We start from the raw sequence: 21,714 nt of genomic DNA on the forward strand, positions 1-21,714 counted from the left end.
CGATCCGCCTGAAGGTCGCCGACCTTCATGGGAGCGCGCCTAGAGCGCCTCGGCGCCCGAAATGATTTCGATCAATTCCTTGGTGATCTGCGCCTGCCGCTGGCGGTTGTAGGTGATCGACAATTTGTTGATCATGTCGCCTGCGTTACGCGTCGCATTGTCCATGGCGCTCATCTTGGCGCCCATCTCGCCGGCGGCGTTTTCGAGCAGGGCGCGAAAAACCTGTACGGAAATGTTGCGCGGAATGAGATCGGAGAGGATTTCGCCCGGCTCCGGCTCGTATTCATAGACGGCACTGCCGCCGTCCGTCGCTTCGGCGGTAGCGGTAGGCACGCCTGCCGGGATGATCTGCTGGGTTGTCGGGATCTGGCTGATCACCGATTTGAACTGCGAGTAAAACAGCGTGCAGATGTCGAAGCCGCCCTCGTTGAAGAGCTGGATGACCTTCTTGGCAATGCCATCGGCATTGACGAAGCCCAGCGTCTTCACCTCGCGCAAGTCGACGCGCTCGAGGATCAGCGCCGCATAGTCGCGACGCAGGATGTCGAACCCCTTCTTGCCGACGCAGATGATCTTGACCTGTTTCCCGTCGGCCAAAAGCTTGCGGATGTGGTCGCGGGCAAGGCGTGCGATCTGCGAATTGAAGCCGCCGCACAGACCACGCTCGGCGGTGCAGACGACGAGCAGATGCACGTCGTCCTTGCCGGTGCCGGTCATCAGCGCCGGGGCCTCGCCGCCGCCGCCGATCGCCTGGGTGATGTTGGCCAGCACCGCGCCCATGCGCTCCGAATAGGGGCGCGCTGCTTCCGCAGCCTCCTGCGCGCGGCGCAGCTTCGCCGCGGCGACCATCTGCATCGCCTTGGTGATCTTCTGCGTCGCCTTGACCGAGGCGATACGGTTACGAAGGTCTTTTAGTGAAGGCATGCTTCAAACCTGATCCCGTCCGTCCGGCCGTCGTTCAAGCAAAGGTCTTGGCGAAGGTGTCGATCTCCGCCTTCAGCTTGGCGCGCAGATCGTCCGACAGCGCCTTCTCCTTGCGGATGCCGTCGAGCACCTCCTTGCCGGCCGAGCGCATGTGGCTGAGCAAGCCATGCTCGAATTTGCTGACCTGGTCGATCGCCAACTTGTCGAGATAGCCGTTGACGCCGGCGAAGATCACCGCGACCTGTTCTTCGACCCTGAGCGGCGAGAACTGCGGCTGCTTCAGGAGTTCGGTCAGGCGTGCACCGCGGTTGAGCAGGCGCTGCGTCGCGGCGTCGAGGTCGGAGCCGAACTGGGCGAAGGCCGCCATTTCGCGGTACTGCGCGAGCTCGCCCTTGATGGAGCCGGCGACCTGCTTCATCGCCTTGATCTGCGCCGAGGAGCCGACGCGCGACACCGACAGGCCGACATTGACCGCCGGGCGGACGCCCTGGAAGAACAGATTGGTTTCCAGGAAGATCTGGCCGTCGGTGATCGAGATGACGTTGGTCGGGATATAGGCCGACACGTCGTTGGCCTGGGTCTCGATGATCGGCAGAGCCGTCAACGAGCCGCCGCCATTGTCGTCATTGAGCTTGGCGGCCCGCTCCAGCAGGCGCGAATGAAGGTAGAAGACGTCGCCCGGATAGGCTTCGCGGCCAGGCGGGCGGCGCAGCAGCAGCGACATCTGGCGATAGGCGACGGCCTGCTTCGACAGATCGTCGTAGCTGATCAGCGCGTGCATGCCGTTGTCGCGGAAATATTCGCCCATCGTGCAGGCGGTGAACGGCGCCAGGAACTGCATCGGCGCCGGATCGGAAGCGGTGGCGGCGATGATGATCGAATAATCGAGCGCGCCGCGCTCTTCGAGAACTTTCACGAACTGCGCAACGGTCGAGCGCTTCTGGCCGACGGCGACGTAGACGCAGTAGAGCTTTTCCTTCTCCGGGCCGTGCTCGTGCACCGATTTCTGGTTGAGCATTGTGTCGAGGATGATCGCGGTCTTGCCGGTCTGGCGATCGCCGATGACCAGCTCGCGCTGGCCGCGGCCGACCGGGATCAGCGCATCGATGGCCTTGAGGCCGGTCGACATCGGCTCGTTCACCGATTTGCGCGGAATGATGCCGGGCGCCTTGACGTCGACGCGCTTGCGCTCGGTCGCCTGGATCGGGCCCTTGCCGTCGATCGGGTTGCCGAGCGCATCGACGACGCGGCCGAGCAGGCCCATGCCGACCGGCGTATCGACGATGGCGCCGGTGCGCTTGACGATATCGCCTTCCTTGATGTCTCGGTCGGCGCCGAAGATGACGACGCCGACATTGTCAGCTTCGAGATTGAGCGCCATGCCGCGGATGCCGCCGGGGAATTCGACCATCTCGCCGGCCTGGACATTGTCGAGGCCGTAGACGCGGGCGATGCCGTCACCGACGGACAGAACCTGGCCGACTTCGGAGACCTCGGCCTCCTTGCCGAAATTCTTGATCTGGTCTTTCAGAATTGCGGAAATTTCCGCGGCGCGGATGTCCATCAGCCGACCTCTTTCAGTGCAAGCTTGAGCGAATTGAGTTTGGTTTTGAGCGACGTATCGATCTGGCGCGAGCCTATCTTGACCACCAGCCCGCCGAGCAACGACGGATCGACGGTCACGGTGATCGCGACATCCTTGCCGGCAACGCTTTTCAGCGCCGCCTTCAGCTCGGTTTGCTGGGCGTCGGTCAGCGCATGCGCCGAGGTCACTTCAGCGGCGGTCTCGCCACGATGCTCGGCGGCGATCTGGCGGAATGCCTTGATCATGCCGGGAATGGCGAACAGACGGCGGTTCTGGGCGACGACGCGCAGGAAATTGCCGGTGAGGCCGGTGATCCCTGCCTTGTCGGCGATCGCCGCAATGGCCTTGGCCTGGTCCTCGCTGGAGAACACCGGGCTATTGATCAGGCGGGTCAGATCAGCACTGCCTTCGAGCATCGCCGCGAAACTGTTGAGGTCGGCCTCGACCTGGCCGACCGAATTCGCCTGGAGCGCGAGCTCGAACAGCGAACCCGCATAGCGCTCTGCGACACCTGAGATTGGCGATGACGATTGGGCCACGGACCGTCTTTTCTCTTGTCTGACAGGCCGCAGATTATTGGCGCGAGCGAAAACTCTGGCTAAATCTTTGACCTTACTGCATTTTTCCAAGCACGAAGACGCGGCTTCCGCTATCCCCGGCCGAAAGTCGATTGCCGTCTAGCACAGGCATTTTAAGACCGCAATGCGTCGCCCCGCATGGTTTTCAGGCACTATTGTCGCATCCGGCGGCGCGGTTCGACCGCCGGTCCCGAATTAGCCTTTGATTCAAGGCACAAAGCCGAAAGCGAAGGCAAGCGGCAGCGCCGCCAGCACCAGTTCGACCACGATGGACGCCCAGTTGAAAGGTGTGTTGGCGCTGTCCGACATCATCGACAGCAGGCGACCGAAGGCGGTGAACAGCCAGGAAAAGCCAAGCGCCATGTAGAGCAGCGGTTGCGCCAGCAGAATGCAGCACAGGCCGACGCCGAGATAGAAGCCTGACATCCTGCCGCGCCCTTCGGCGATCGCCGCCGCCTTTTCGGGCTTGACCTGCAGTCTGAGTATCCGGAAAGCCAGTGCCGGCGCCAGGAACAACATCAGCCCGAACAGCAAGGTCACGACGGCGCTCGACCACGCCAGCCACTCGCCCTGGCTCATCGGCCACGGAAACGCAAATTCCATACTGTCCCCTCGCAAATGGCTGTTTCGAAATTTCGGGCATTCTAGCGAAGCAAGAGCCATGCGCCAGATGCGCGTCACGAATTACGGGCGCGCATCAGTCCAACGCGAACACGACCGCCGCCTCGGTATGGATGCGCGTCGTACCAAGAGCTTCATGACGGGCTGCTCCTCCTTTATGGAACGCTATGCATTATGACCACATGAGACCACACAGGGAGTGAGGCGCTCGAGGTGTGGTGCTGGAATATATTGCAAGACCCGCCTGCGGCCGACTAGACTAACTCCAAACGCCTCACAAAAAGCTCTGCGGGTCGATGTCGACCTGCACGCGCACCGAGCCCCGCAGCTTCGGTCCCTCGGCCAGCATGGTGCGGATGAACCCTTGCATGTCGGCGCGCCGCTCGCCCTGGATCAGCAGGCGAAAGCGATGGCGGCCGCCGATCAGCGACAGCGGCGCCTCGGCCGGGCCGAGCACGAACAGATCGGCGGCCTGAGGTGCGGCGCGCCGCAAACCCCGCGCATGGCCCTCCGCTTCCGCCCGCGTCGCAGCACTGACGATGACGCCGGCGAGCCGGCCGAAAGGCGGCAGCACCGCCCGCTCGCGCTCAGCGATTTCGCGCTCGTAAAAAGCCTCGGCGTCGCCGGAGACGATCGCCCGCATGACCGGGTGGTCGGGCTGGAAGGTCTGCAGCAGGCCAAGGCTCTTCTTGCCGGTGCGGCCGGCGCGGCCGGTCACCTGGCTGAGTAGCTGGAAGGTGCGTTCGGCGGCGCGCGGATCGCCATTGGCCAGGCCGAGGTCGGCGTCGACCACGCCAACCAGTGTCATGTTGGGGAAATTGTGGCCCTTGGCGACGAGCTGCGTGCCGATGACGATGTCGGCCTCGCCATTTGCGATGGCTTCAAGCTCCAGCCTCAGCCGCCGCACGCCGCCCATCAGGTCGGACGACAGGACGATGGTGCGGGCGTCGGGGAAATGCGCGACGACCTCTTCGGCGATGCGCTCGACGCCCGGCCCGCAGGCGACCAGATGGTCGAGCGTGCCGCATTCCGGGCAGGCCTCGGGCCGCCGCTCATTGTGCCCGCAATGGTGGCAGACGAGCTGGCCGCGAAAGCGGTGCTCGACCAGCCAGGCCGAGCAGACCGGGCAACCGAAGCGATGGCCGCAGACCCGGCACAGCGTCAGCGGCGCATAGCCGCGCCGGTTGAGGAACAGCAGTGACTGTTCCTTCTTCTCCAGTGTCTGGCGCATATGGCCAAGCAGCACCGGCGACAGGAAGCCGCCGCGTGCCGGCGGGGCGCGGCGCATGTCGATCGTCTTCAGGTCGGGAAGCGCCGCCTCGGCAAAGCGCGCCGAAAGCACCGCCCTGCTATAGCGGCCTTGGCTCGCATTGACCCGGCTTTCGACCGACGGTGTCGCCGAGGCGAGCACGACCGGAAAGCCGCCGATGTGGCCGCGCACCACCGCCATGTCGCGGGCATTGTAGAAGACGCGGTCTTCCTGCTTGTAGGCGGGGTCGTGCTCCTCGTCGACGACGATCAGCCCAAGCTCCCTGAACGGCAAAAACAGCGCCGAACGCGCGCCGGCAACGACGCGCACGCCACCCTCCGCCACCTGCCGCCAGACACGCTCGCGCATCCTTGGCGGCAGGTCCGAGTGCCATTCGGCCGGCTTGGCGCCGAACCGTTCCTGGAAGCGCTCGAGGAAGGCGTGGGTCAGCGCGATCTCCGGCAGCAGGATCAGCACCTGCTTGCCGCGGTCGAGCGCCGCCGACACCGCCTCGAAATAGACCTCGGTCTTGCCCGATCCGGTCACCCCGTCGAGCAGCGTGACGCCGAATGCGCCGGCCGCGACATTGCTGTGCAGCATCTCGGCTGCATCGCGCTGGTCCGGCATCAGCGATGGCTGGGCGTAGCCTGGGTCGGGTGCTGCGACCACCGGTCGCGGCGGGATCATGACGGTCTCGAACACGCCTTGCGCCTTCAGCCCGTCGATCACCGTCGACGACACGCCGGCCGCATGCGCCAGCCCGGACCGCGTCCAGGCGAGCCCGCCTTCGGCTGTCTCCAGCACGCGCATCCTCGCATCCGTCACACGGTCGGGTCTGGCCAAGGTGCGTTGCAGCCCTTCGATCCACGGTTCCGGGTCGAAGGCCTCCGGCGTCCGCAGCAGCATACGCGCCACCATGCCGGGCGGCGACAGCGTGTATTGCGCGATCCAGTCGACGAAGCGGCGCATAGCGCGGTCGATGGGCGGGCAGTCGAAGACCTGCTCGATCGGGCGCAGTTTTTTGGCATCGACCTTTTCGACGGCTCCGTCCCAGACGATGCCGGCGACCTGGCGCGGGCCGAGCGGAACGCGCACGATCGAGCCCGGCACCACGCGCATGCCGGCGGGCACGGCATAGGTGTAGGGGCGCTCGGCGGGCATCGGCACCAGCACCGGTGCGGCCGCGACAAAGGGCGAATCTTCGATCATGAGGCGTGACCTTGCCCCGACTTTGGTCTAGATCAAAGTCCGACCCCAAATGTGCATGACACGCACTAGAGCGACGTGCGTCCATCCGGACGCACAAAGTACGCTCTAGAACTTTAAACCTCGCATCGTGCTTCCGAAATCGATTCGATTTTCGGGCCGATGCGATAAAAATCTTCAGGAGACCGTCATGAAATTTTTTGTCGACACCGCCGATGTCAAGGAAATCCGTGAACTGAATGATTTGGGGCTGCTCGACGGCGTCACCACCAATCCTTCGCTGATCCTCAAATCCGGCGGCAAGATCGCCGACGTCACAAGAGAGATCTGCGAGATCGTCAAGGGACCGGTCTCGGCCGAAGTCGTCGCCACCGAATACAAGGACATGATGGCGGAGGCCAAGATCCTGGCAAGGATCGCCGATAATGTCTGCATCAAGGTGCCGCTGACGCTCGACGGCCTGAGGGCCTGCAAGGACATCCGGTCGGACGGCCGCATGGTCAATGTTACGCTGTGCTTCTCGGCCACCCAGGCGCTGCTCGCCGCCAAGGCCGGTGCCTCCTTCATCTCGCCCTTCGTCGGCCGCATCGACGACAGCGGCTGGGACGGCATGGAGCTGATTGCGGATATCCGCACCATCTACGACAATTATGATTTCCAGACCGAGATCCTGACCGCCTCGGTGCGCACGGTGAACCATGTCAAGCAGGCCGCACTGATCGGTGCCGACGTCATCACCGCGCCGCCGGCGACGCTGAAGGCGCTGGTCAAGCACCCGCTGACCGACAAGGGCCTGGAGCAATTCCTCGCCGACTGGGCCAAGACCGGCCAGACAATCGGCTGAAATCAAGACGCGGTGTTCACATAAAAAAGGCCGAGCAATCGGCCTTTTTTTGCGCCAGCAATCAGGCCTGGGCGGTAACCGGAACGTCTCGGCCCAAGCCGAAAAATTCTAACCGGCCACTGTCTTGCCGTGCTTGACCAGATCCTGCGCGATCGACAGGCGCAGCAGATCCGCCAGCTCGCGCGCCGCGCGGTTCTCGGCGTCGATTTGCGCCCGGTAGGAGGCAAACTCCTGACGCGGCCTGTCGAAGGACGACGCTATCGAGCGCTTGCCGGTCGCGATGGTCTTGCCGGTCCTGGCGTCGGTCAGGAGATAATTCGCGGTCAGTGTCACCGTGCCCGCCGTTGGCTCGTCGTCATCGGTCGTGATCTGCACGGTTGCAGCGGATTCAACAAGTTCGGTAACGCCGAGATCGAGCGAATAGGCGGGGGACGCCGGCTCGCCCGCACCCTGGCCGAGCGCGAAGATCAGATTGTTGCGGACCTGCTGGGCGTAACGGGTGTTGACCGGTTTGACCGAGATGGACCCGAGTTCGGCGGCAGCCCCGACTTGCGAGCCCGCCGACAGCGGCGCGCTCGAATAGAGCGGGCGCACCGTGCAGGCCGAAACCAGCGCAACCGAAGCGACCAGGCCATACAGCGTTATACGGCGCAGCAAATGCGTCACTTCTGTCTTCCTCGGATCAGGCAACCACATTGACGATCCTCTGCGGGACGATGATCACCTTGCGCGGTGCCCTACCTTCAAGCGCTTTCTGCACGAAGTCGAGAGCCAGAACCGCTTTTTCGACGGCACCTTGGTCCGCGTCGCGGGCAATTGTCAAATCGCCGCGCTTCTTGCCGTTGACCTGAACCGGCAGCACGATCTCGCTGTCGACGACAAGCGCCGGATCATAGACGGGCCAAGGCCGTTCGGCGACCAGATCGGTACCGCCGAGCGTCTGCCAGCATTCCTCGGCCAAATGCGGCATGACCGGCGCAATCAGATGGACGAGGATGTCGACGGCCTGCCGGCAGGCAGCCTTGAGCGCCGGATCGGCCTTGCCTTCGGCCGCCTCGTTGAGCGGCGTGGTGAGCGCATTGGCGAGCTCGTAGATGCGGGCAATGGCGCGGTTGAAGGCGAGCTTTTCAGTATCCTCGCCGACCGATTTCAACGCCTTGTGCGCGGCCTTGGAAACAGTCCCTGCCTCGCCCTCCTTCGCCGCTGCCGGTCGGATTCCGGCGAGCGATTCGGCAGCCGTCGACACCAGGCGCCAGATACGCTGGATGAAGCGGTGCGCGCCGGCGGCACCCTCGTCGGTCCATTCGACGTCACGCTCGGGCGGCGAGTCCGACAGCATGAACCAGCGCGCGGTGTCGGCGCCGTAGCCGTCGGTGATCTCTTCCGGGCTCACTGTGTTCTTCTTCGACTTCGACATTTTTTCGAGCGGGCCGATCACCGCCTCTTCGCCGGTCGCGATTTCGATGGCGCGGCGCTTGCCGTCGACGTCTTCCAGCCGCACCTCGCTGGGAGCAAGCCAGCGGCTGTTCGATCCACTGCCGACCCGATAGGTCTCGTGCACCACCATGCCTTGCGTGAACAGGCCCCTGAACGGCTCGGCGAAATCGACATGGCCGGTCTCGCGCATGGCGCGGGTGAAGAAGCGCGAATAGAGCAGGTGCAGAATGGCGTGCTCGATGCCGCCAATATACTGGTCGACCGGCAGCCATTCGGTCGCTGCCTTGGGATCGGTCGGATCGTTCGCCCAGGGTGCGGTGAAGCGGGCGAAATACCAGGACGAATCGACGAAAGTGTCCATCGTGTCGGTTTCACGGCGTGCATCCTTGCCGCATTGCGGGCATTTGACATGCCGCCATGTCGGATGGCGGTCGAGCGGATTGCCCGGCCGGTCGAACTCGATATCGTCCGGCAGCCTGACCGGCAGGTCCGCCTTCGGCACCGGCACCACGCCGCAATCCTCGCAGTGGATCATCGGGATCGGGCAGCCCCAGTAGCGCTGGCGCGAAATGCCCCAGTCGCGCAGGCGGAAGTTGACCTTGCGCTCGGCCATCGGCCGATTGCCGATGGTCTTTTGTTCCAGCAGCTTCGCCACCTCATCGAACGCCTGATCAGGCTTCATGCCGTCGAGGAAGCGCGAATTGATCATCACGCCGTCGCCGACATAGGCCTCATCAATGATCTGGAAATTTCCTTGGTTCTCGCCTTCCGGTATCACCACCGGAATGACCGGCAGGCCATATCGGTTAGCGAAGTCGAGGTCGCGCTGGTCACCGGACGGGCAACCGAATATGGCGCCGGTGCCGTACTCCATCAGCACGAAATTGGCGACATAGACAGGCAGCGTCCAGTTCGCGTCGAACGGATGGACGACTCGTATACCGGTATCCATGCCCTTTTTTTCGGCCGTTTCCAGCGCCGCCACCGAAGTGCCCATGTGGCGAACCTCGTCGATGAACTTGGCCAGCGCCGGATTGTTTTCGGCCGCCTTCTTGGCCAGTGGATGGTCAACTGCGACCGCCATGAAGGAGGCGCCGAAGATGGTGTCAGGCCGCGTCGTGTAGACCTCCAGCTCATCCTCGCCAGCAATCGGCGCGGCCAGCGGCCAGCGGATCAGCAGGCCTTCCGAACGGCCGATCCAGTTCGCCTGCATCAGCTTGACTTTTTCTGGCCACTCGTCGAGGCCCTCCAGCGAGTCCAGCAGGTCCTGCGCATAGTCGGTGATCTTGAAGAACCACTGCGTCAGCTCGCGCTGTTCGACCAGCGCACCGGAGCGCCAGCCGCGTCCGTCGATGACCTGCTCGTTGGCAAGCACCGTCATGTCCTCCGGATCCCAGTTGACCTTGGAGGATTTGCGCGTCACCAGCCCCTTCTCGACGAAATCGAGGAACAGCATCTGCTGGCGGTGGTAGTAGTCGACATCGCAGGTGGCGAATTCGCGCGCCCAGTCGAGCGACAGGCCCATGACCTTGAGCTGCTCGCGCATGGCGGCGATGTTCTGATAGGTCCAGTCCTTGGGATGAACCTTGTTCTGCATCGCCGCGTTCTCGGCCGGCATGCCGAAGGCGTCCCAGCCCATCGGGTGCAGCACGTTGAAACCCTTGGCCCGCTTGTAGCGCGCCACCACGTCGCCCATCGTGTAGTTGCGGGTATGGCCGATATGGATGCGCCCCGACGGATACGGAAACATCTCGAGCACGTAGTATTTCGGACGCGGGTCGTCGTTGTCAGCCTCGAACAGCTTCTTGGCGTCCCAGGCCTTCTGCCATTTGGGCTCTGATGCGCGCGGATTGTATCGTTCGGTTGCCATTGGATGTTTTTCACTTAAAAAGCATGCGCGAACAGCCGGACATGCCCGGCGGCTCAGGAAATGTCGTCGCGGTGTTCACCATGGATTGCCGGACCCGTCAACTGCGACGCCCCGGCCAGGACAAAAACCAGAGTCAGGATATAGGCATGGCGAGCGCCGTCGAACAGTTTTTCACGGTCAAGGCGAGGATCGCCGCCGCCGAGCGCGAGGCAGGACGGCAAGCCGGCGCGGTGACGCTGGTCGCGGTCTCGAAGACCTTCAGCGCCGACGATATCCGCCCGGTCATCGACGCCGGCCAGCGCGTCTTCGGCGAGAACCGCGTCCAGGAAGCACAAGCCAAATGGCCAGCGCTGAAGCAAGCCTTCCCCGACATCGAGCTGCACCTGATCGGTCCGCTGCAATCGAACAAGGCGAAGGAAGCAGTCGCCCTGTTCGACGTCATCGAGACGGTCGATCGCGAGAAGATCGCCGCCGAACTCGCCAAGGAAATCGCCAGGCAAGGCCGGTCACCAAAACTCTACGTTCAGGTGAACACCGGCTCGGAACCGCAAAAGGCAGGGATCGAGCCGCGCGAAGCCGTACCCTTCGTTACGCGCTGCCGCGAGGTCCATGGTCTCGCCATCGAAGGCCTGATGTGCATTCCGCCGGCCGATGAGAATCCCGGCCCGCATTTCGCGCTGCTGGAAAAGCTCAGCACGGAGGCAGGGGTGGAGGCGCTTTCGATGGGCATGTCCGGCGACTATGAAACCGCGATCGCCTTCGGTGCAACCAGCATCAGGGTCGGCTCGGCGATCTTCGGCAGCCGCTAGCGGACAGTTGGTCCAGAGCCACCCGGCCGTTACGCCAACAAGTGGAAACGAAACGTATCGTTCCTATATCGACCGGATCATTCCAAAACTTTCCGGAGCCACCATGCGTTACAATCAACTTGGAAATACGGGGATGTTCGTCTCCGAACTTTGCCTCGGCACCATGACCTTCGGCGCCGCCGACCAAAACAACCAATGGGGCCTGATCGCCAGCCTCGACCAGGATGGCGTCGACAGGATCGTCCAGCGCTCGCTCGCCGCCGGCATCAATTTCTTCGACACGGCCGATGTCTATTCCTTCGGCGCATCGGAACGGTTTCTCGGCCAGTCGCTGCGCAATCTCGACATCGAGCGGCAGGACGTGATCATCGCCACCAAAGTCCATGGCGCCATGGGCGACGGCCCCAACCAGCGCGGCTCCTCGCGCGGCCACATCATAGATTCGGTCGACGGCAGTCTCGAACGGCTGCAACTGGACCATATCGATCTCTATCAGCTGCACGGCACCGACGCGGTAACGCCGATCGACGAGACGCTCAGGGCGCTCGACGATCTGGTTGCCAGCGGTAAGGTCCGCTATGTCGGCGTCTCGAACTGGGCGGCCTGGCGCATCGCCAAGGCATTGGGCATCGCCGAACGCAAGGGCTTTGCCCGTTTTGAGACGGTCCAGTCCTACTATTCGATCGCCGGCCGCGATCTGGAGCGCGAGATCGTGCCGCTGCTCAACGAGGAGAAGCTTGGGCTGATGGTCTGGTCGCCGATGGCGGGCGGGCTGCTTTCCGGCAAATACGGACCCGGCGCGCCTGGCAATGGCGAGGGCCGCCGCGCCAGCTTCAATTTCCCGCCGGTCAATGAAGACCGCGCCTGGGCGGCGGTCGCCGTCATGCGCGAGATCGCCGGCAAGCACGGCGTCAGCGTCGCCACGGTGGCACTTGGCTATGTCTTGGCCAAGCCTTTCGTGATGAGCGTGATCATCGGCGCCAGCCGCATGGAGCAGCTCGAACAGAACCTTGCCGCCACCGAGTTGAAGCTCGACAGCGACGATCTTGCTCGTCTCGACGAAGTCAGCGCGCTGCCATCCGAATATCCGGGCTGGATGCTCGAGCGCCAGGCGGCTGGCCGGCGTCCGGCGCCCTTTGCGGAGAAGAAGTAAATCTCATCTTCGATTTCGGGAGCCGGCGGGCTCCCGATCTTTCTTGGGCTCAGCTCAGCCGGACCGTCTCGACCAGAAAGTCGAGAAAGGCCCGCACTCGGGCCGGCAAATGTTTGCCCTGGCCGACGTAAACAGCGTGGGTAAGCTCCTCGTCGCCGGGGTTGAAGTCCTCCAGAAGCGGGACCAGCCGGCCGGCGGCGATGTCGGGCTCGACATGCCAGCGCGCCAGCCGGGCGATGCCAGTGCCCGAAAGCGCCATCAGCCGCATCGCCTCGCCGTCGCTGACCAGCGCGTTTCCGGTGATCGGGACGATGAAGGCGTCGCCGGCCGCAGCGACGAAGGGCCAGCCGTCGACATGGCGCACGAAGCAGAAACCCATCCGGTTGTGATGATCGAGATCGGCCGGCGTTTGGAGCGCGCCATGCGTCCTGATGTACGATGGCGCGGCGACGACGACCAGCCGGCTCTGCCCGAGCTTGCGCGCCACCAAACGTGATTCGCCGAGCGGCCCGGCGCGGATGGCGACATCGGCGCGCTCCTCCATCAGGTCGATGACATTGTCGGTCAAAACCAGATCGATGGCGATTTCCGGATAGCGTTCGAGAAAGCGCGGCAAGAGCGGGATCAGCCGGTGCTGCCCGAACGGCACGTAGCTGTTGACCCGCAGCCGGCCGCGCGGCGCAGCACCGGCCGCCGCCTCGCGCTCGGCTGCCGCCATGTCGGCCAGGATGCGCACGCCGCTGTCGAAGAAGGCCGCGCCTTCTGGAGTCAATTGAAGCTTGCGCGTCGAACGGCTGATCAGCCGCGCGCCAAGCCGCGCCTCAAGCCGCGCAATCAGCTTGCTCACCGCCGACGGCGTCATCCGCAGCATCCGCGCCGCAGCCGAAAAACTGCCCGCTTCGACGACACGGACAAACACTTCGATCTCGCCGGAGCGGTTGATGTCAGGCCTCGCCATTCGTGAATCTATTTCACAGACAATGTGCCCGACGCAAGGCTGGTTCACAGCACATGGCAACACGATCTTCCGGGTCGGGGCGCAGGAGGACACGGCGTCCTGTCGTCAAAACTGCTGTCATCGGAGTGGGAACCGCAATGCCTCTTGCACTTTATGCTCTCGCCGCTGGTGCGTTCGGCATCGGTGTCACCGAATTCGTCATCATGGGCCTGCTGCTCGACGTCAGCGCCGATCTCGGCGTCTCGATCTCGGCCGCCGGCCAGTTGATCTCCGGCTATGCGCTGGGCGTCGTCATCGGCGCGCCGCTGCTGACGATCGCCACCGGCCGCTGGCCGCGCAAGACCGTGCTTCTGGCGCTGATGGCGGTCTTCACGCTGGGCAACCTCGCCTGCGCGCTGGCCCCCGACTACTGGACGCTGATGGCTGCCCGCGTGCTCACCGCCTTCGCCCACGGCACCTTCTTCGGCGTTGGTGCGGTGGTTGCGACCGGGCTGGTCGCTCCCAACAGGAAGGCCTCGGCGATCGCCCTGATGTTCACCGGCCTGACCATCGCCAACATCCTCGGCGTGCCCTTCGGCACCTGGCTCGGCCAGGCCTTCGGCTGGCGGGCGACCTTCTGGGCTGTAACCCTGGTCGGCATCGTCGCCTTCGCCATCATTCTCCTGCTGGTGCCGCGCAGCCCGGCAGCGCTGGAAAAGAGCGACCTGCGCGGCGATCTCGCCCTGCTCGGCCGCGCCCCGGTTCTGCTTGGCTTCGCCGTCACCGTGCTGGGCTATGCGGGCGTCTTCGCCGTCTTCACCTATATCGCCCCCCTGCTGACCGAGATCACCGGTTTTGCGGAAGCGGCGGTGTCGCCGATCCTGCTTGTCTTCGGCGGCGGCCTCATCGCCGGCAATCTCGCCGGCGGCAAGTTCGCCGACCGCTGGCTGGTGCCTTCCGTCCTCGGCAGTCTCGTTGTGCTGGCGCTGGTGCTCGGCACGATGACCTTTGCCCTGCACAGCCGGGCGATGGCCGTCATCTATGTCGGCCTGCTCGGCGCCGCCGCCTTCGCCACCGTAGCGCCGCTGCAGATGTGGGTGCTGGAAAAGGCTGAAGGCGCCGCCCAGAGCCTCGCCTCGTCCTTCAACATCGCCGCCTTCAACCTCGGCAACGCCGCCGGCGCCTGGCTCGGCGGCATGGTCATCGCTCATGGCCCCGGCCTTGGCGCCGTCACCTGGGTCGCCGCCCTGCTGCCGCTCTCGGCGCTCGCCGTGGCGTGGCTGGCGCTGCGCCTCGATCGCCCGGCGCTTGGAGAACCGGCATCTGCCCGCTCATAGCAACCCGACGAACCCCTTAGACATCACAGGAGAAAAAGATGGATTATCGACGTCTTGGCGCCTCGGGCCTGAAGGTCCCGGCGCTCTCGTTCGGCGCTGGAACCTTCGGCGGTTCGGGGCCGCTGTTCGGCGCCTGGGGCAACAGCGATGCGACGGAAGCGCGGCGGCTGGTCGACATCTGCCTGGAGGCCGGCGTCAATCTGTTCGACACCGCCGACGTCTATTCGAACGGCGCCTCCGAGGAAGTGCTCGGCGCGGCCGTCAAGGGCCGCCGCTATGCCGTGCTGATTTCGACCAAGACCTCGCTGCCGATGGGCGACGGGCCCAATGATGCCGGCTCCTCCCGTTCGCGCCTCATTAAGGCGGTCGAGGACGCGCTCAAGCGTCTCGGCACCGATTACATCGACCTGCTGCAGCTGCACGCTTTCGACGCCGCAACGCCGATCGAGGAGGTGCTGTCGACGCTGGACAGTCTCGTGCGTGCCGGCAAGCTGCGCTATGTCGGCGTCTCCAACTTTTCCGGCTGGCAAGTGATGAAATCGCTCGGGCTGGCGGACAAGCACGGCTACCCGCGCTACGTCGCCCATCAGGTCTACTATTCGCTGGTCGGGCGCGACTATGAATGGGAGTTGATGCCGCTCGGCCTCGACCAGGGCGTTGGCGCGCTGGTGTGGAGCCCGCTCGGCTGGGGCCGCCTGACCGGCAAGATCCGCCGCGGCGAGCCACTGCCGGAAAAAAGCCGGCTGCACGACACCGCAAGCTTCGGGCCGCCGGTCGAAGACGAGCTGCTCTACAGGGTTGTCGATGCGCTCGAAGCCGTGGCCAGGGAAACCGGCAAGACCGTGCCGCAGATCGCCATCAACTGGTTGCTGCAGCGGCCGACCGTCGCCTCTGTCATTATCGGCGCGCGCACCGAGGAACAGCTGCGCCAGAATCTTGGTGCCGTCGGTTGGTCATTGACATCAGACCAGATCAAGACGCTCGACGCAGCAAGCGCGGTGACCGCAGCCTATCCGTATTTTCCGTATCGCCGGCAGGAGGGTTTTGCCCGGCTGAGCCAGCCTGCGGTTTAATGCGCGCGGGCCGCCAGGCCGCGGGACAGCGCCCCCCTTCTGTCCTGCCGGACATCTCCCCCACAAGGGGGGAGATCGGCAGCTTCGCTGACCGTGCCACTCTTTCACCACGTTGGAGATCTGGCGAAAGCCGCTGCAACATCCGATCTCCCCCCTTGTGGGGGAAATGCCAAGTTTTGGCAAAGAGGGCAGGACAGAGGGGGGCGCCGTAAAACGCGGATCTCAACAGCCATACAACTGCAAGCTGACATCCTGCGCCGTTACACTAATGCAGCACGAACTCGCCATCGAGCTTCCGCCACTCATTGGGCGCGATCAGTTTCTGGTGCGTATAGCTCACCGAATGCAGCGGGCCATCGAGCTTGGTCTGCCAGAACTCGATGAACCGGATCAGCACCGGAAATTTCGGGGCGATGTCGTAGTCCTGCCAGATGAAGCTCTGCAGCAGATGCGGATGATCGGGAAAATGATAAAGGATCTGGGCCGTGGTCAAGCCATAGCCCTTGAGCATCAGGTCCATTTCGGATTGGTCGCGCATCGCGGTCCCCCTGGTTGATTCTCCTTTCCTCCCAATTTGAAATTGTGCGCGCAATTTGCTTAATCGTCTATTGATTTTTTGTGGTGTAGACCTGATTTACGACACAAAAACATGCGGTTAGCAGCGATCGTGGTCGAGTGCTGATAGCGGCGAAAACGACGTCTGCGGCATCCCGCCGCGCGAATCCAACGTCTAATGTTGCCGTCACCGCGGAACTGTTAATAATGCGCGCGAATTCGCGGCCTCTGCGCCGCGATGCTGCTCGGCGGGCAAGCTGGCAGTTGGTCTTGGGAGGGAATGGAAAAAATGTCCGATGTTCATGTCCATCGCGTCCAGCCGGCGTGGAAGAAGAACGCACTGATCGACAATGACACCTATTTGAAATGGTACGCCGACAGCGTGAAGAACCCGGACAAGTTCTGGGGCAAGCACGGCAAGCGCATCGACTGGTTCAGGCCCTACAGCAAGGTCAAGAACACCTCCTTCGACGGCAAGGTCTCGATCAAATGGTTCGAGGACGGCCAGACCAATGTTTCCTGGAACTGCATCGACCGGCATCTGAAGAAGCGCGGCGACCAGACCGCCATCATCTGGGAAGGCGACAATCCCTACGACGACAGGAAGATCACCTATAACGAGCTCTACAGGCATGTCTGCCGGCTCGCCAATGTGATGAAGAAGCACGGCGTTAGGAAAGGCGACCGCGTCACCATCTACATGCCGATGATCCCGGAAGCCGCCTATGCGATGCTCGCCTGCACGCGGATCGGCGCCATCCATTCGGTGGTCTTTGGCGGCTTTTCGCCGGACGCGCTGGCCGGCCGCATCGTCGACTGCGAATCGACTTTCGTCATCACCGCCGATGAAGGCCTGCGCGGCGGCAAGTCCATTCCCTTGAAGGAGAACACGGACAAGGCGATCGACATCGCCGCGAAGAACTTCGTGATGGTCAACAAGGTCGTGGTCGTGCGCCGCACCGGCGCCAAGGTTGGTTGGGCTCCGGGGCGCGACGTCTGGTACCATGACGAGATGGCGACAGTTGAGGCGGAATGCAAGCCGGAGAAGATGAAGGCAGAGGACCCGCTGTTCATCCTTTACACATCGGGCTCGACGGGCAAGCCGAAGGGCGTGCTGCACACCACCGCCGGCTATCTCGTCTATGTCTCGATGACCCACCAATATGTCTTCGACTACCACGACGGCGACATCTACTGGTGCACCGCCGATGTCGGCTGGGTCACCGGCCACAGCTATATCGTCTACGGGCCGCTCGCCAACGGCGCCACCACGCTGATGTTCGAAGGCGTGCCGAACTATCCGTCGCAATCCCGCTTCTGGGAGGTCATCGACAAGCACAAGGTCAACATCTTCTACACCGCGCCGACGGCTTTGCGCGCGCTGATGGGTGCCGGCGACGCCCATGTCACCAAAACCTCGCGCAAATCGCTGCGCGTGCTCGGCACGGTCGGCGAGCCGATCAACCCGGAAGCCTGGGAGTGGTATTTCGATGTCGTCGGCAACGGCAAGGTGCCGATTGTCGACACCTGGTGGCAGACCGAGACCGGCGGCATCCTGATCACGCCGCTGCCCGGCGCCACCCCGCTCAAGGCAGGTTCCGCGACGCAGCCGTTCTTCGGCGTCAAGCCGCAACTGGTCGACGGCGACGGCAAGGTGCTGGAAGGCGTTGCCAGCGGCAATCTCTGCATCGCCGATTCGTGGCCGGGCCAGATGCGTACCGTCTATGGCGATCACGAGCGCTTCGTGCAGACCTATTTTTCGACTTACAAGGGCAAGTATTTTACCGGCGACGGCTGCCGCCGCGACGCCGACGGCTACTACTGGATCACCGGCCGCGTCGACGACGTCATCAACGTCTCCGGCCACCGCATGGGCACGGCCGAGGTCGAATCCGCGCTGGTTTCGCACGAGAAAGTCTCCGAAGCCGCCGTCGTCGGCTACCCCCACGACATCAAGGGCCAGGGCATCTACTGCTACGTCACATTGATGGCTGGCGAGAAGCCGAACGAGGAGTTGCGCAAGGAACTTGTCGCCCACGTCCGCAAGGACATCGGCGCCATCGCCACGCCCGACAAGATTCAGTTCGCTCCGGGCCTGCCGAAAACCCGCTCGGGCAAGATTATGCGTCGCATCCTGCGCAAGATCGCCGAGGACGATTTTGCCGCGCTCGGCGATACCTCGACGCTGGCCGACCCGGCGGTCGTCGACGACCTCATCGCCAACCGGCAGAACAAGCGGGCATAAGAAACATCCGGGGGACGTTCGGCGGAAACCCGATCGGATGAGATCGGCTCGCTCCCGCTCTACCGATAAAGGTCCGCCCGCGTCGGCGGCAGTCCGCTCGGGCCCCGCGCGCGCTTGGTGACGACGGTCTGGAAAATCTGCGCCGAGGCGCGTTCGAAAGTGATCGAACAGCCAGTGAGATAAAGCAGCCAGAGGCGCGCCTTGGCTTCGCCGACCTCGGCGATCGCTTCATCGAAGCGTGCGTGGAGGCGCTCGGCCCACAGACGGCAGGTGCGGGCGTAGTGCTCGCGCAAATTCTCGACATCGTAGACAAGAAAGCCGTGCGCTTCGAGATTGCCGAGCGTCATGCCGATCGTGTCGAGTTCGCCGCCGGGAAAGATGTATTTGATCAGCGCTTTGAATTCCGGGCCCTTGCGCAAGGTCTTCTTGATGCTGCCCTTGTCGCGCCGGGTGATGGCGTGATGCAGATAGATGCCGCCCGGCTTGAGCAGGCGACGAATGGTCGAGAAATAGGCGGCGTGGTTGGCCAGCCCCAGATGCTCGAACATCCCGATCGACGAGATCTTGTCGAAGGAGCCGGACAGCTCGGCATAGGACTTTATCTCGATGGTGATGCGATCCTCCAGTCCCTCAGCACGGATGCGCTCGCGGGCGAGCTGGGTCTGGGCTTCCGACAGCGAGACGCCATGGCCGACGACGCCGTAATTTTTCGCGGCATGGATGAGCATGGCTCCCCAGCCGCAGCCGATGTCGAGCAGCCTTTCGCCGGGCTTCAGCCGCAGCTTGCGGCAGATATGATCGAGCTTGTCCTTCTGCGCCTGGTCGATGCCATTGGCGAAATCGGTGAAATAGCCGCAGCTATAGACCATGCGTTCGTCGAGGAAGAGCCGGTAGAAGGCGTTCGAAATGTCGTAGTGGTGCTGGATTGCCTGCCTGTTCGACCCGCTGACGAAGGGGTTGCGCCCGGAAAGGTCGGTCCGCGCCGTCATCTGTTTTCGCGAAAACAGCACGGCTGGCAGGTCGCGCAGGACCGCGAGCTTGGGCAACGACTTGAGCTTCGCCCTGAGCTTGCCCTGCGCAGGCAGAGCGTAGAAATCGAACAGCGACCCGTCTTCCACGTCGATGGTCTTGGAAATCCACATTTCGATCAGCGTCGAGAGGTTGGGCCGCCGCATCACCTGCCAGACGATGTCCTGGTCGTTGATGGTGACCACGGGGCCGGTGGCGGGGCCGATCCGCTCGCCGTTCCACAGCTTGACCGCGAAACCCGGCTTCAACGTCTCGATAACCGTTCGAACGATCCGTGCGGCTCTCTCGGCTGCCTCCATCCGCGTTCCTCCTGCTCAGCCCCTGGCGGTCCGGCAGCGACATTGCCTGTCCGATCGGATAGCCGCAAGCAGTTAGCGGCAAACGCGCACCGCATTTTCACGATGGCGCCTTGCCATTTGCAGATCGACACCCCATCATGAGGGCGTGTTCAACAAATCGAAAGGAGGTGATCCGATGTCGAGTGATTTCGTTTTCCAGAACGTGGCCTCAGCGGATTGCACTTTCGGGAAGCAGTCTTCCCGTTAAGGCGCGAGATGCGCGGCTGGCGACGCCTGGAGCGCCGCGCGTCCTTTGGATGCGCAAAGGACGCTCCAGCACTTTAAGTCACGTCGCTGCCATGAGCCGCGCCATGGACGGAAACGCGGAAGGCCGCCGGCTTCGAAAGAAGCGGCGGCCTTTTCCTTGTCCGGATCCTGCCTGGTCAATGCCCTCTATTTGGTCAATGCCAGGCTTTCGATGTTGCGCGCTATATCCTGGAAAGCCTGGTTGAGCTCCGTCCCGTTCGCGGCCTGATAGAAGTGCTTGATCTTGCCGGTATCCGGGCTCGCGCAATTCTGCAGTGTCGCCTGGGCATTCTCCTCGTTGAGATCGAAACCGATGGTGAAGATTTCGATGCCCTTGTCGCGCATGGCGGTACAGAGCGTCTTGGCTGCCGTGCGGGTCGGTTCCTTGCCGGCATCATTGTAGACCTCACCGACAGTGCTGGCATCGAAATAGGACAGGTTGAACTCGCCGTCGGTCATCAGGATCGCGATTTTGGCGACCTTTTTCGGATCCGCCTTGGCCGGCCGCTGCGACGCGTTCATCACACTGCCCCAGTTTTCCGAAAGCATGTACCAGGTCCACTGCACGCCGATATGGCCCGCGGTGCCGCCCGATGCGACAAAGTTCTTGATGACGTTCTTGAGCGCCACGGCGTCCGCCGTCAGCGGCTTCAACGCGGCGACCGGGCAGGCAGCCGTGCCGGTCGGCCAGGCGAAGAACGACAACAGGTAATCGCGATTGATCATGCTGATGTCGGGACCTACATCCGAATATTGATAGGTGCCCTTGCGCTCAGTGGCGCAATTGTCCGGACGCGTTAAGCCGGAGACATACTGTATAGCGCCATTGCCGGGCGCCTGCTTGCGCTGGCTGGTCGAGGCTTCGACGTAGACGCTGCTGCCTGCAAGCGCGCCGGCATTCACCGAATTGGCGTAGGGCACGATGGAGACTCGCACTCGGGGGCTGGCGGGGTCCTGACCGCCCAGGAAGCTGTCGACCGCGTTCGCTGCGGCCGTCCTCAGGTCGATTATTTTCTGGCCGGCCATTGAACCTGTGACGTCGAGCATCATCGCCACTTCGATCGTCTTGTCCGAATAGACTGCCGTCGTCGATGCGGCAATGCGCTTCATGTCGCCCATGCCGAAGATTGGAAAATAGAGGCCAAGATCGACATGGATCTCCGCCTGAACCGTCTTGGCGATTTTGTCGATGGTCAATTTGTCGAGGACGATCCGATCAGCCTGCAGCATGCCCGCTCGGCTGTTGGCATCGAGAAACGCCTGCACCGACTTGTTGGCGTCGGCCTCGTTGATGACGCCGGTGGTCAGGTCGCGTGCCGTCGAGGTCACCGCCGCATCGACCACGCCCTGTAAGCTCGATTTGGTGTTGTAGAGCTGGGAAACATTGACGGCAAAGCCAACGCCAAGCGCCAGCACCGACGCGACCATGCCGAACAGAACCGCCAAATTTCCGCTTCGATCTCGGGCAAAGCCCGATCGCGTGAACAAGACCCCCAAAACGCCGCATGCTTTCGCCTCCATTCGCCACGACCTCGAAGCCGTGTGAAGGCCCGCATTGCAGGATTCCGGCCGGACGGCGTCGTCAACGCAGCAAAGCCAGCGGCTCATCGTCAAGCCATTGTTTTTGCTTTGTTTCGAAATGCGGCAATGTAAACAACTGGTAAACGACAAGCCGCTG

General features: G+C 63.2%; 17 protein-coding genes. 6 read left to right on the top strand and 11 right to left on the bottom strand.

Features of this window, described 5'->3' with window-relative positions:
* Positions 1–39: 39 nt before the first annotated feature.
* From X738_RS61830 to X738_RS61850, 5 genes are all read right to left on the bottom strand, one after another.
* Positions 40–924 (bottom strand): F0F1 ATP synthase subunit gamma, encoded by an 885-nt coding sequence (locus X738_RS61830; protein ID WP_023800085.1) that lies wholly within the window; start codon positions 922–924, stop codon positions 40–42.
* A 34-nt stretch (positions 925–958) separates the two neighbouring features.
* Positions 959–2,488, bottom strand: coding sequence for a F0F1 ATP synthase subunit alpha (gene atpA / locus X738_RS61835; protein ID WP_023800086.1), 1,530 nt, complete (start codon positions 2,486–2,488; stop codon positions 959–961).
* A complete protein-coding gene (locus tag X738_RS61840; protein ID WP_023800087.1) occupies positions 2,488–3,048 on the bottom strand; it encodes a F0F1 ATP synthase subunit delta in 561 nt (186 codons plus the stop codon). Before X738_RS61840 ends, atpA begins: the two co-directional genes overlap by 1 nt.
* 246 nt (positions 3,049–3,294) lie before the next feature.
* Entirely contained in the window at positions 3,295–3,690 is a 396-nt protein-coding gene (locus tag X738_RS61845) for an AGROH133_08824 family phage infection protein (RefSeq protein ID WP_023800088.1), read from the bottom strand.
* A gap of 292 nt (positions 3,691–3,982) precedes the next feature.
* Positions 3,983–6,166, bottom strand: a complete 2,184-nt coding sequence (locus tag X738_RS61850) for a primosomal protein N' (RefSeq protein WP_023800089.1) — start codon at positions 6,164–6,166, stop codon at positions 3,983–3,985.
* Positions 6,167–6,353: 187 nt separating this feature from the next.
* Between X738_RS61850 and fsa the strand changes: the two genes are divergently transcribed.
* Positions 6,354–7,007 carry a fructose-6-phosphate aldolase gene (fsa, locus tag X738_RS61855; RefSeq protein ID WP_023800090.1) on the top strand — a complete coding sequence of 218 codons (654 nt, stop codon included), beginning with the start codon at positions 6,354–6,356 and terminating at the stop codon, positions 7,005–7,007.
* Positions 7,008–7,115: 108 nt separating this feature from the next.
* On the opposite strand, the gene lptE is transcribed toward fsa, so the two are convergent.
* Both lptE and leuS read right to left on the bottom strand, forming a co-directional pair.
* Positions 7,116–7,703, bottom strand: coding sequence for an LPS assembly lipoprotein LptE (gene lptE / locus X738_RS61860; protein ID WP_023800091.1), 588 nt, complete (start codon positions 7,701–7,703; stop codon positions 7,116–7,118).
* On the bottom strand, positions 7,690–10,314 hold the full coding sequence (gene leuS / locus X738_RS61865) for a leucine--tRNA ligase (RefSeq protein ID WP_023800092.1): 2,625 nt from the start codon (positions 10,312–10,314) through the stop codon (positions 7,690–7,692). Before leuS ends, lptE begins: the two co-directional genes overlap by 14 nt.
* A gap of 146 nt (positions 10,315–10,460) precedes the next feature.
* Between leuS and X738_RS61870 the strand changes: the two genes are divergently transcribed.
* Both X738_RS61870 and X738_RS61875 read left to right on the top strand, forming a co-directional pair.
* Positions 10,461–11,123, top strand: a complete 663-nt coding sequence (locus X738_RS61870) for a YggS family pyridoxal phosphate-dependent enzyme (RefSeq protein ID WP_023800093.1) — start codon at positions 10,461–10,463, stop codon at positions 11,121–11,123.
* Positions 11,124–11,226: 103 nt separating this feature from the next.
* Positions 11,227–12,276: an aldo/keto reductase gene (locus X738_RS61875; RefSeq protein WP_023800094.1), complete on the top strand. Its 1,050-nt coding sequence runs from the start codon at positions 11,227–11,229 to the stop codon at positions 12,274–12,276.
* 49 nt (positions 12,277–12,325) lie between these two features.
* Here the strand turns inward: X738_RS61875 and X738_RS61880 are convergent, their stop codons facing one another.
* Positions 12,326–13,234 (bottom strand): LysR family transcriptional regulator, encoded by a 909-nt coding sequence (locus X738_RS61880; RefSeq protein ID WP_023800095.1) that lies wholly within the window; start codon positions 13,232–13,234, stop codon positions 12,326–12,328.
* Positions 13,235–13,371: 137 nt separating this feature from the next.
* On the opposite strand from X738_RS61880, the gene X738_RS61885 reads away from it, so the two are divergent.
* On the top strand, positions 13,372–14,550 hold the full coding sequence (locus tag X738_RS61885) for an MFS transporter (protein WP_023800096.1): 1,179 nt from the start codon (positions 13,372–13,374) through the stop codon (positions 14,548–14,550).
* 38 nt (positions 14,551–14,588) lie between these two features.
* Positions 14,589–15,623, top strand: a complete 1,035-nt coding sequence (locus tag X738_RS61890; RefSeq protein WP_023800097.1) for an aldo/keto reductase — start codon at positions 14,589–14,591, stop codon at positions 15,621–15,623.
* Between the two features lie 265 nt (positions 15,624–15,888).
* On the opposite strand, the gene X738_RS61895 is transcribed toward X738_RS61890, so the two are convergent.
* Positions 15,889–16,161 (bottom strand): usg protein, encoded by a 273-nt coding sequence (locus tag X738_RS61895; RefSeq protein ID WP_023800098.1) that lies wholly within the window; start codon positions 16,159–16,161, stop codon positions 15,889–15,891.
* Between the two features lie 306 nt (positions 16,162–16,467).
* Here X738_RS61895 and acs point away from each other — a divergent pair, with 306 nt between their 5' ends.
* Positions 16,468–18,423 (top strand): acetate--CoA ligase, encoded by a 1,956-nt coding sequence (acs, locus tag X738_RS61900; RefSeq protein WP_023800099.1) that lies wholly within the window; start codon positions 16,468–16,470, stop codon positions 18,421–18,423.
* 59 nt (positions 18,424–18,482) lie between these two features.
* Here acs and X738_RS61905 read toward each other — a convergent pair whose 3' ends face one another.
* Positions 18,483–19,751 (bottom strand): SAM-dependent methyltransferase, encoded by a 1,269-nt coding sequence (locus X738_RS61905; RefSeq protein ID WP_023800100.1) that lies wholly within the window; start codon positions 19,749–19,751, stop codon positions 18,483–18,485.
* A gap of 432 nt (positions 19,752–20,183) precedes the next feature.
* Positions 20,184–21,482: a pilus assembly protein gene (locus X738_RS61910; protein ID WP_306454964.1), complete on the bottom strand. Its 1,299-nt coding sequence runs from the start codon at positions 21,480–21,482 to the stop codon at positions 20,184–20,186.
* Positions 21,483–21,714 lie beyond the last annotated feature (232 nt).

It is taken from the genome of Mesorhizobium sp. L48C026A00, from assembly GCF_000502375.1.
Taxonomy (GTDB): Bacteria; Pseudomonadota; Alphaproteobacteria; order Rhizobiales; family Rhizobiaceae; genus Mesorhizobium; species Mesorhizobium muleiense.